Annotated in this window: 5 protein-coding genes; all 5 read right to left on the bottom strand. The window is 36.2% G+C overall.

What is annotated here, in order from left to right; genetic code table 11:
- Positions 1-7137 (bottom strand): Ig-like domain-containing protein (locus DMB71_RS16840; RefSeq protein ID WP_111368042.1); only part of this gene is annotated, 7137 nt, incomplete at its 3' end.
- A 518-nt stretch (positions 7138-7655) separates the two neighbouring features.
- On the bottom strand, positions 7656-8579 hold the full coding sequence (gene queG, locus DMB71_RS16835; protein ID WP_111368040.1) for a tRNA epoxyqueuosine(34) reductase QueG: 924 nt from the start codon (positions 8577-8579) through the stop codon (positions 7656-7658).
- Positions 8579-9925: a cytochrome P450 gene (locus tag DMB71_RS16830; protein WP_111368038.1), complete on the bottom strand. Its 1347-nt coding sequence runs from the start codon at positions 9923-9925 to the stop codon at positions 8579-8581. The genes queG and DMB71_RS16830 overlap by 1 nt, the downstream gene beginning before the upstream one ends.
- Positions 9926-9936: 11 nt before the next feature.
- Complete coding sequence (gene ruvB, locus DMB71_RS16825) at positions 9937-10959, bottom strand: Holliday junction branch migration DNA helicase RuvB (protein WP_111368036.1); 1023 nt, start codon at positions 10957-10959, stop codon at positions 9937-9939.
- 105 nt (positions 10960-11064) lie between these two features.
- Positions 11065-12867 (bottom strand): cytochrome c oxidase subunit I, encoded by a 1803-nt coding sequence (locus DMB71_RS16820; protein ID WP_111368034.1) that lies wholly within the window; start codon positions 12865-12867, stop codon positions 11065-11067.
- Positions 12868-12895: the final 28 nt, after the last annotated feature.

The following is a 12895-nucleotide window of genomic DNA, read 5'->3' as shown; positions in this document are numbered from 1 at the left end:
ATAATTTCCTTTTGGCGTGTTTGGCGCAACAGTGATAGTGTAATCTGAATTTAAAGTTAATCCTGTAGGAAGCGTTCCGATAATTTCAAACTTAACTTCTCCAGCTCCTGTTCCAACTACGATTGGGCTTCCGTTTAATTTATCATTTGCTGTTAATGCTATTGTTTTTCCTCCGATATTTCCGTTTATTGAAGCTATCACATCTTCAACGGCATCGATTACCGGCATAGCAACTGTAACTTTCACAGTATTTGAACTGCAGTTGTCTGGATTCAGTTTCTCGCAGATTTCATACGTCAGCTCATAATCTCCTGCTGGCGGATTTGCTCCTAAAACAATGTTTCCATTTGCATCTACAGTCAGATATCCTTTTGGATCTGCCGATGTAGTTTTCAGCGTAACATCTGACGGATTTAACGGCTGGGCATTTTTTGTGTCATTGTCAAAAACATTCTTCCCTAATGCCTGAGGAACATTCGATCCTAAAACTGAAGGAATTTCATCTGCATTTGCTACAAGATTTCCTGCTGTTACAGGCACAGTAATAGTTACTGAATCGCAGTTTGTTGGATTTGTGTTTTCGCAGATTTTATATTCTACATTGTAATTTCCTTTTGGCGTATTTGGCGCAACAGTAATAGTTCCATTTGCATTTAATGTCAATCCTGTCGGAAGCGTTCCAATAATTTCAAACTTAACTTCTCCTGCAGCTGTTCCAACCACAATTGGATTTCCATTTAATTTATCATTTGCAGTCAATGAAATTGTTGTTCCTCCGATATTACCGTTTATTGAAGCTATAACATCTTCAACTGCATCAATTACCGGCAAACCAACTGTTACTTTCACAGTATTTGAACTGCAGTTGTCTGGATTCAATTTCTCGCAGATTTCATAAGTCAATTCATAATCTCCTGCTGGCGGACTTGCTCCTAAAACAATGTTTCCATTTGCATCTACAGTAAGATATCCTTTCGAATCTGCCACTGTAGTTTTCAGCGTAACATCTGACGGATTTAACGGCTGGGCATTTTTTGTGTCATTATCAAAAACATTCTTCCCTAATGTCTGAGGAACATTCGATCCTAAAACTGATGGAATTTCATCTGCATTTGCTACAAGGTTTCCTGCCGTTACCGGTACGGTAATAGTTACTGAATCGCAATTAGCAGGAACTGCACCTATTTCGCAAATTCTATACTCTAGATCATAATTTCCTTTTGGCGTATTTGGCGCAACAGTAATAGTTCCATTTGCATTTAATGTCAATCCTGATGGCAAAGTACCAACAATATTTATTGCAACTTCTCCAGAATTGATTCCAATTGCAGCTTGTTTTCCATTTAATGTATCATTTCCTATTAGAGATACCGTTGTCCCGCCAATATTTCCATTAATTGGATCAATAGTATCTAGTACTGCGTCTATTGTATTTACAACTTTAACTTCCGCAACTGCTGTCTTGCAGTTTGCAGGATTTGCGCCTTTCTCGCAGATTTCATAAGTAATGCTGTAAGTTCCGCTAGGCGTGTTTGCCGCTAGAGTTACATCTCCGTTTGCATCAACGCTTAATGGTCCTGATGAATCTATTGTAACAACTGTATTTCCAGACGTAACAAATGCTCCGTCTAAAGTGTCATTTGTTTTTACATTTCCGATAGTTGCCGATGTTGATCCTGAAGTTTTTGTTCCGAAATCGTCTTTAACCGCAATTAAGCCGTTTTCAACCTTAACTTCTGCTGTTGCTGTCTTGCAGTTTGCTGGATTCGCACCTTTCTCGCAGATTTCATAAGTAATGCTGTAAGTTCCGCTTGGCGTGTTTGCCGCTAGAGTTACATCTCCGTTTGCATCAACGCTTAATGGGGCATCACTGTGAACTGATACAACTGTATTTGCATTAGTAACAGCCACTCCATTTAAAGTGTCATTTGTTTTTACATTTCCAATTGTTGCTGCTACGGATCCCGAAGATTTTGTTCCAAAATCATCATTATTAGCGCATAAGATTGATTTTATAACAAAACTTACATCACTAGAAAAACATCCATTAGAAGATACTGAAATAATATAACTCCCTGCAGGTGCTGTAATTGTGCCTGCATTATTTGTAACTCCAGTTGAAGGAGTTATTGTATAATTATAAGCTGAATTGTAATTATTAATACTAAAGCTTCCCTTTGCATCTAAACATGTTGGCTGTGTTATAGCACTTAATACTGCCGCTGCTGGCGTCGCATTTACTGTAACCGATACCGAAGTTCTTGAGCTCTCGCATCCGTTTGTTGTTTGGCTTACGTAATAAGTTCCTGTTGCAAGTGTTTCAGTTCCTGCATACAGAGTCCCGCCCGTATTGGCGCTGTACCATTTATATGATGCTCCTGATGGAGACAGGTCGCTTACTTTTTTATTGTCCGATGAACAGAATGTTTGAGCTGAAGCTGTCGGTGCTGATGGCGTAGCATTCACTGTATCCCATAACGAAGTTCTCAAACTCTCGCATCCGTTTGTTGTTTGGCTTACGTAATAAGTTCCTGTTGCAAGTGTTTCAGTTCCTGCATACAGAGTCCCGCCCGTATTGGCGCTGTACCATTTATATGATGCTCCTGATGGAGACAGGTCGCTTACTTTTTTATTGTCCGATGAACAGAATGTTTGAGCTGAAGCTGTTGGTGCTGATGGCGTAGCATTCACTGTAACCGATACCGAAGTTCTCAAACTCTCGCATCCGTTTGTTGTTTGGCTTACGTAATACGTTCCTGTTGCAAGTGTTTCAGTTCCTGAATACAGAGTCCCGCCCGTATTGGCGCTGTACCATTTATATGATGCTCCTGATGGAGACAGATCGCTTACTTTTTTATTGTCTGAAGCACAGAACGTTTGACCAGAAGCTGTCGGTGCTGATGGCGTAGTATTCACTGTAACCGATACCGAAGTTCTTGAACTCTCGCATCCATTTGTTGTTTGGCTTACGTAATACGTTCCTGTTGCAAGCGCTTCAGTTCCCGTGTATAGAATTCCGCCTGTATTAGCGCTGTACCATTTATATGATGCCCCTGATGGAGACAGATCGCCTATTTTTTTATTGTCTGATGAACAAAACGCTTGGGCAGAAGCTGTCGGTGCAGTTGGCGTAGTATTCACCGTAACCGATACCGAAGTTCTTGAACTCTCGCATCCGTTTGATGTTTGGCTTACGTAATAGGTTCCCGTTGCAAGTGTTTCAGTTCCTGCATACAGAGTGCCGCCTGTATTGGCGCTGTACCATTTATATGATACTCCTGATGGAGACAGATCGCCTACTTTTTTATTGTCTGATGAACAGAATGTTTGAGCTGAAGCTGTCGGTGCTGATGGTATAGCATTTACCGTAACAGTTGTTGCTGTTGAAAATGCACTATAACATCCTGAAGCATTAGATACTTTAACACTATAATTTCCTGAAGCTGATACAATAATTGATTGTGTTGTTGCTCCTGTTGACCATAAATAACTGCTTCCTCCTGTAGAAGTCAAAGTTACACTACTTCCTTGGCAGAAAGTTGTTGCTCCATCTGCTGAAATTGAAGGTGCTGTCGGTGTAGGATTTACAGTGACAGACACTAAAAGCCTTGTACTTTCACAACTATTAATAGTTTGACTTACATAATAATTACCTGAAGTTAAAGTTTCGTCTCCTGAATATTGTGTACCTCCTGCACTTGAATCATACCATTTTAAGTTAGATCCTGTTGCAACTAAATCTTTTACTTTTTTATTTTCTGATGAACAGAAAGTTTGTGTTGATGCTGAAGGTGCAGTTGGAGTTTGATTTACAGTTACATTTACAGCTGTTCTTAAACTTTCACATCCATTTGTTGTCTGGCTTACATAATAAGTTCCTGTTGCAAGTGTTTCATTTCCTGCATACAAAGTTCCACCTATGTTAGCATTATACCATTTATATGATGCTCCTGAAGGAGATAAATCACTTACTTTTTTTAATTCTCCAGAACAAAAAGTTTGAGATGAAACTGTAGGGGCAGCGGTATTATTTATTGTTACAGAGACTGTAGTTCTTGTGCTCTCTCCACAGTCATTTGTTTGACTTACATAATAATTCCCTGATGATAAAGTTTCAGTTCCTGCATATAAACTACCTCCTGTAGCAGCACTATACCATTTATAAGCAGCTCCTGAAGGCGTTAAATCGCTCACTTTTTTATTATCATTTGCGCAAAATGCTTGAGAAGAAACCGTTGGCGCAGATGGTCTTGTATTTATCGTAACAGTAACCTTTGTTCTTGCACTTTCTCCGCAACTATTTGCTGTCTGGCTTACATAATAGTCTCCATTAGTTAGACCTTGCGATAATAAAAGCGCAGTACCTCCTGAAGATACATTATACCATTTTAAACTTGCACCTGTCGCTTGTAAATTATTAACTGTACTATTATCTGCAGCACAAAATGATTGTGACGCAGCAGCAACTGGAGCCGAGGATTTAGAATTCACAGTCACACGAACTCTAGTTCTTGAGCTTTCACAGCCATTCAAAGTTTGACTAGCATAATAATCTGTGTTATTAGTCAATGCTAAATTTGATGCTAATACAGTATTACTGCTATTACTACTATACCATTTTATATTATTTCCTGTTACGATCAAATCTCCGACAGTTTTATTCTCTGAAGAACAGAATGTTTGATCAGAAGCTGTAGGTGCTGGTGAAAAATTAACTGTAACAGCTGCTGAGCTATTACTAACGCAACCAGAACTATTTACTATTTGAAGAGTATATGTTCCATCAGTTGTAACCGTTATACTTTGTGTAGTAGCACCAGTTGACCATAAATAAGAGGTTCCATTATATGAAGCGGCAGTATTATCTGCCTTTAAAACTGTAGAAGCTGAAGTTACACACAATGTCGCGTTTCCATTAATTTTTGGAGTTAATGGTTGCGGATTAATTGTCACCACAACTGGTTTTATAAAAGTACATCCATCTGCAGAAACTGCTTTTATGTAATAAGTTCCTGAAGCAGTAACAGCATTCGGTGAAGATAATGCTGTTGTTGCACCTGAGTTTGTCCAGTAAGAAAGTGTCAAATTTGAAGAACTTCCTGCTGTTACAGCAGAAGCTGTCAAATTAACAGTCGAAGGTGCGCAAACTGAAGCTGGATTAGTTACAACAAGATTTGCAGATTTTGGATTTACCGCCACACTCGCAGAATTGTTTGCTGTATTGGTATCTACTCCATTTGGTAATGCTGCTGTGTTTGTATAATTTCCAGATGCATTTACTGTCGCAACAATTTTTAATGTAATTGAAGATTGTGCCTCCACATCACCAATAGTCCAAATCCCTGTTGTTGCATCATACACGCCAACAGAGGGTGTCGAATTTACATACGTATAGCCAGAAGGAAGCAAATCAGTTACTGAAATTCCAGAAACATTATTCCCTCCCAAATTACTAACCTTAACCGTAAATTCTACATTAGATCCAATACAAGGTGTAGCATTATCAACTGCTTTAGTAATTCCTAAATCAGTACATAAAGTTACCGAAGCTGTTTTAGAAGGAGTTTGAGCTCCACATGCCAATGTATAAGACACTGAATAATTACCAGTTTTTGTCGCAATATATGTCGAAGAATTAGCGCCACTAATTGCTACGCCATTGTAATACCACTGATAAGGATCAAAACCCGATTGTGTTGTTAATTTGGCAGTATTGTTTGTACATCCACCTCCTTCAATATAAGTTAAAGTAGGATCTTCTGGTAGAGATGCAAAAGTCGAGAAAAAACCAGCCATCGAAAAACCTCCTGCTTGCTGCACTATAGAAACAGTAAGCTTAGCTTTACTTTCAATTGAAAGAACTTCAGGTCTTCCAATTTGTTCACTATTAAAATTTATTATATACCAACCTGTAGAACCTATCTGATAACGATTCCCTACTCCAGATATGCTGGTAGTTTTAACACCATTAATAGTAACATCTTCAGAAGCACTTCTTAATAAAATATATCCAAAATAATCTAAATTAGATGAGTTATAGCTTTTAAATTTAGATGTTTCAATAAATTCAGAACCTCCACATTCCGACACTGGTGCAATAGTTGAAATATCAACCTCACAGCCTTGCGCCGTTCCGGAAAACACAGCTACCCTCTTGTTTGCAACAATACGTGAAGCTGTAAAATTGGTATTATTTGAACCATTAACAAAAGTATAAAACTTACCTGCCTTATCTAAAACAACTGTATTTCTAGTTACTAATGCTCCAGTAGTAGAATACCCTTCAACAGTTACAGATGTATCATCTTGTGTTGCAACTACAGTAGTCTGCTCTGCTGTACTATTACCTGTTCCTCTTTCTAAAAAATATTCTGTTCCTAAAACAGCTTCAGGTGGAATTTGATTATACGCACTATCACCACAACCGCCCGGGGTATCAATTGCAGCAGACGTATTCATCACAATTGGGTTCGAAGATTCAACTAAAGTTCCTATAGGGGCTTTAAATAAATAACTCTGTCCAACATTTAAGGTAGTAGTAACAATATTATTAAGTTTTATTGTTGTATTATTAGCAGTAGCCATAATACTATAAATCGGACGTTGATCTCCATAATTATTAAAATTACCTAACGACCCGTCTCTATAATATCCAACTCGAAATCTTACTCCAAGACCTGCATCACCAAAGCTTGTTAATGCAGCATTTCCTTTAATCTGCTTATCTATATCTTGACCTGTTAAAGCGTCAGAAGCCACATTTCTTAAATTAATAGAAACAGGAGCGCTACCTTCTACAATTAATCCTATGCCATTTAAAACGGTGTCAAAAGCATATGCCTTTGTTCCTGTTGGACTAGGTGCACCAATAAATCTATATACAGCAGGAGCTCCTTTACTTGCTGTTAAGTTAGTTACTAGTGTTCCATCGCTTTTTGATACACGAATATTTACAGTGCTTACAGAATTTGTTGCTATAACAATTTCATTAGCATTATTAAAATATTGCCAAGGGGCTGGTGCAATGTAATGCTTAGTATAAAATTGAGCCGAAACACTGTAAGCATTTAGTAATAAAAAAACAATAAGAAAAATTAGTCTGGAAAATCCAGACTTACAAAAAGTAGAGTTACGCATAGACAACTTGAGTTTGTGGAACAGAAATTTTGAATGCTAAAAAACGGATGATCATTTTTTGCATCTTGATGAGATACGTGAAAAAATATAAAATGGATTTAGAAAAACTAGAAATAGTTTTTTCAAGACTTACATACAAAAAAGGCATTATGTAGACCATTGTCATATAGTAAAATAAAGACTATAAAAGTCTTTCTGGTTTTAAATTAAGTAGATTTGGAAAGCGCGAAAGTATATCTAGGAACGACAACTATCCTCATTATTCCGACAAAGTGCACATAAACTCGTTAAACAACCGTTTTTAACAATTGTTCATCACTTGAAAATCAAAAATCTATAAACATTCAGCAATAAAACAGTTGAATTTTCTTAAATATTTGCAATAATCAAGAGTTCTTACAGAATTTATTGACAAATAAGTAATTAAACGTAGGAAATAAAAACGATGAAATAGGAAATGATACTTTCAATAAAAAACACTGAAAACCAACAACATAAACAAAACAAACATTGATATGCTATTGCAAAAACTTGATGTTACGTTTTAGTCCGTCAAATTTTGTTCTCTTGATTGGTGAATTTTTAAAGACTGTTCGGAAAGTTTCCTCAGTAATCTCTAACCAGTCTTTTTTAGTAAAGGAAAGTAAATCTGGATTAGGATTAAACAAAGGCTCCGAGTGTGGTTTTGAAAATCGATTCCATGGACAAACATCTTGGCAAGTATCACAGCCAAACATCCATTCATCAAATTTTCCTTTCATCTCTTCAGGAAGATTTTCTTTTAATTCGATGGTGTAATAAGAAATGCATTTACTGCCATCAACAATGTAGGGAGCTACAATTGCTTGCGTGGGACAAGCATCAATACAGGCTGTACAAGAACCACAATGATCTGTGACAGCATAATCATATTCTAATTCTAAATCAATAATAAGTTCGGCTATAAAATAAAAAGAGCCAACTCTTTGAGTAATCAAATTACTGTTTTTTCCAATCCAACCTAAACCGCTTTTAGCTGCCCAAGCTTTATCTAAAACTGGTGCAGAATCGACAAAAGCACGTCCAGAAACTTCACCAATATTTTCTTGAATAGAGTGAAGAAGTTCTTTCAATTTATCCTTAATTACAAAATGGTAATCTTGTCCGTAAGCGTATTTGGAAATCTTAAAACTTTCATCATTTTGGAAGGAATCAGGATAATAATTAAGTAAAAGTGATACGACACTTTTTCCGTCATCTACCAATAAAGTTGGGTCTAAACGTTTGTCAAAATGGTTTTCCATGTATGCCATCTGACCATTACGATTATTCTTCAACCAATTTTCAAGACGAGGTGCTTCCTGTTCTAAAAAACCTGCTTTAGATATACCGCAAGAAAGAAATCCAAGTCTTTTGGCTTCCTCTTTTATAAATTTCGAATATTTTTCTTTAGAATTAATCATTATCTTTCAGAAAAAACAACTTCAACACCAACAGGTTTTAAGGTAATCAACGGATTAAACTTGACAATATCTTCTATTGCAACCACTTTGTATTTTTTAACAATATAAGAAATTGCTAAACACATTTCATAAATAGCGAAACCAGCACCAATACACATTCTTGGTCCAGCTCCAAAAGGATAAAAATATTGCATCGAACGCTTTTTCTGTTCTCCTAAAAAACGATCTGGATTGAATTCATCTGGATTATCCCAATACTTTGGATTTCGGTGCAATTCATAAAAAGAAACACCAATCAAAGTATCTTTTTTGATATTAAATTTTCCTAAAACATCATCTTCCACATTTTGTCGATCTGTAATCCAAGCCGGCGGATATAAGCGCATTGATTCATTCAATACGGCGTTTATATAAGTCATTCTTTGCAGTTGCTCTATAACATCATTGTTTTCAGATTCAACTTTAAGAATTTCTTCATATACCTTTTGCTGAACATCTGAATTGCTCCCCAGTAATTGTAATGTAAAAGTCAAGGCATTGGCAGTTGTTTCATGTCCAGCAATAAATAAAATTTTTATTTCATCTATTAATTGTTCAACTGACATTCCTTCGCCAGTATCTTCATAACGAGTTTCCAAAAGCATATTAAGTAAATCATTTACTTCGCTTTTTGAAGCAACTCGTTCTTCAATAATACTTCGAATGATTGCATTATTTTCTTCAGCCAATAGAAGATGTTTTTTCACTTGACCGCTAATAGCAAACCACCATCCTTTATGTGGAAGTCGAATTTCTTTAATTAGGAAATTTTGAACTGTTTCGATAATATATTTTATCCGATTCAACTTTTCTTCTGCAATAGAAAATTGAAATAATGATTTGGCAACAACATTAAAAGCCAGTTCACTCATTAAAGGAAAAAGATCCATTACCTTATTTTCCTCTATTCCTTCTAACTCAGAAATGATTGTCGTCTTCATATTACCAACCAGCTGATTCATCTTTTGTTTATGAAATGCTGGCTGAATAAGTCTACGCTGCTTTAACCAATATTCTCCATCAACTGTTAATAATCCTTTACCCAAATATTTAGATAAATAAACAGACTGGAACTTGGACTTATGGTAGTTCTTATGATTTTTTTGAAGGATGTATTGAGCAACCTCATTATCTCTAGATAAAATAATGTGTCGAGATTTTCCTATTCTTATAGAAAATGAATCTCCAAAATGCTCAAAATATTTTTTATGATATGGTATCGGATTTCTACGAACTCCTTCGGCGTCAACAAAAAATCTTAAAATAGAGAGCTTTGGCGGATAATTATATTTTTTACTTATAGACATTTCTATCAGTATTAAAACAATTCTCCCTGAATATTTGTATTTACTTTTCCGAGATGTTTATAAGCCTTATCTGTAACTTCTCTACCACGAGGAGTCCTCATGATAAATCCTTCTTGAATTAAAAAAGGTTCGTACACTTCTTCAATAGTTTCACTGCTTTCACTAACGGCAGTGGCTAAGGTTGAAAGTCCAACCGGACCTCCTTTGAATTTATTGATGATGGTCAACAATATTTTATTATCCATTTCATCCAATCCATGAGCATCTACATTAAGTGCTTTTAAAGCATATCTCGAAATTTCTATATCAATTCTTCCGTTTCCTTTAATTTGTGCAAAATCACGAACTCGTCTTAATAAAGCATTTGCAATACGAGGTGTACCTCGGCTTCTACCCGCAATTTCAATCGCAGCTTCTAAATCAATAGGCATTTTTAAAATAGAAGCACTTCTTTCAACAATAGTTGTTAAAAGTTCAGTAGTGTAATATTGTAAACGAGAAGATATTCCAAAACGAGCACGCATCGGTGCCGTTAATAATCCTGAACGAGTAGTTGCCCCAATTAGAGTAAAAGGATTTAAATTAATTTGAACCGTTCTTGCATTTGGACCAGATTCAATCATAATATCAATCTTGAAATCCTCCATCGCAGAATACAAATACTCTTCAACAACAGGACTAAGTCTATGAATCTCATCAATGAATAAAACATCTCTTTCATCTAAGTTAGTTAGCAAACCAGCCAAATCACCGGGCTTATCTAATACTGGACCAGAAGTGATTTTAATACCAACTTGCAGCTCATTGGCTAAGATATTTGCCAAAGTAGTTTTTCCTAGACCTGGAGGACCATGAAAAAGGGCATGGTCAAGCGCTTCTCCACGCTGATTGGCAGCAGCAACAAAGACTTTCAAATTTTCCAAAACTTGATCTTGTCCGGCGAAATCATCAAATGATAGCGGACGCAATCTTTTTTCAAGATCTAACTCTTCTGAGTTGTATCCTTTAGTAGTAGGATCTAGATTTTCATTCATCCCACAAAGATATATAAACTAATCAGTTTCTAAAACAGTTAAACTGAACGATTAAAACTTTAACTAAACAAAAAGGCTGTCATCTCTGACAGCCCTTGATTATTTCTAGTGGTGTAAAACTTCTTCACCTTCTTTCATTGGTACATTTTGAGGAACAAAATCTACATCGTGATTAGGGTTACTATAGTCATACGGCCAACGGTATACGTGAGGAATTTCTCCTGGCCAGTTTCCGTGGATATGCTCAACTGGCGTAGTCCACTCTAAAGTTGTAGACTTCCATGGGTTTTGAACTGCTTTCTTACCGTAGAAAATACTGCTAAAGAAGTTGTATAAGAATACTAATTGGAACGCACCTCCTACAAGAGCAAATGTTGTAATTAAAACATTCACATTTTGTAAATCATCAAATAATGGGAAGTTAGTATTTGTATAGTAACGTCTTGGTAAACCAGCTAATCCGATAAAGTGCATTGGGAAGAAAACTCCATAAGCACAAACTGCAGTTACCCAGAAGTGGATGTAACCTAAGTTTTTGTTTAACATTCTTCCGTACATTTTAGGGAACCAGTGGTAAATACCAGCAAACATTCCGTAAAGTGCAGAGATACCCATTACTAAGTGAAAGTGAGCAATTACGAAGTAAGTATCGTGAACGTTAATATCTAATGTACTATCTCCTAAAATGATTCCTGTTAAACCTCCAGTGATGAAAGTAGAAACCATTCCGATAGAGAATAACATCGCAGGGTTGAATTGTAAGTTACCTTTCCATAAAGTTGTAATCCAGTTAAAAGCTTTTACAGCAGAAGGGATTGCAATCAATAAAGTTGTAAAAGTAAATACAGATCCTAAGAAAGGATTCATACCTGAAATAAACATGTGGTGACCCCAAACGATAGTTGATAAGAATGCAATTGCAAGAACTGACATAATCATCGCTCTGTAACCGAAAATTGGTTTACGAGCATTTGTTGCCATAATTTCTGAAACAAGACCCATTGCTGGTAAGATTACAATGTAAACCTCAGGGTGACCTAAGAACCAGAATAAGTGCTCAAACAATACTGGAGAACCTCCTTGGTAGTGTAAAACCTCTCCTGCAATATAGATATCAGATAAGAAGAATGAAGTTCCAAAACTTCTATCAAAAATCAATAATAAAGCTGCAGATAATAAAACTGGGAATGAAATAACACCAATAATAGCTGTTACGAAAAATGTCCAGATTGTAAGTGGAAGTCTAGTCATAGACATTCCTTTAGTTCTTAAGTTAAGTACAGTAACGATGTAGTTCAAAGATCCCATTAAAGAAGATGCAATGAAAATAGCCATAGATACTAACCATAATGTCATACCTGTTCCTGATCCTGGAATTGCTTGTGGCAATGCACTTAAAGGAGGGTAGATTGTCCATCCTGCAGATGCTGGTCCAGCTTCAACAAATAAAGAACATAACATTACAACTGCTGATAAGAAAAACAACCAGTATGAAATCATATTCATAAATCCAGATGCCATATCTCGTGCTCCAATTTGAAGTGGAATCAATAAGTTACTGAATGTTCCACTCAAACCAGCCGTCAGTACAAAGAATACCATGATGGTACCGTGAATTGTAACTAAAGCTAGATAAATATCATTTGCCATTACACCATCAGGTGCAAATTTATCTCCTAATAAAACATTAAATATTTTGAAAGACTCTTCTGGCCACGCTAACTGCATTCTGAAAAGCAAGGACATTGCAATCCCAATTACTCCCATAACAATACCAGTAATCAAGTATTGTTTAGCAATCATTTTGTGATCAATACTAAAAATATATTTAGTAATGAACGTGTCTTTATGATGATGTTCGTGCTCGTGATCGTGTCCGTGATCGTGACCGTGCGCTTCTGCTGACATATAATTGTACTTTAAATTTTCTTAATAA

The organism is Flavobacterium tistrianum (genome assembly GCF_003254545.1).
Classification (GTDB): Bacteria; Bacteroidota; Bacteroidia; order Flavobacteriales; family Flavobacteriaceae; genus Flavobacterium; species Flavobacterium tistrianum.
Note: the sequence above shows the minus strand (reverse complement) of the source record. Positions and strands in the feature narration are given on the sequence as shown.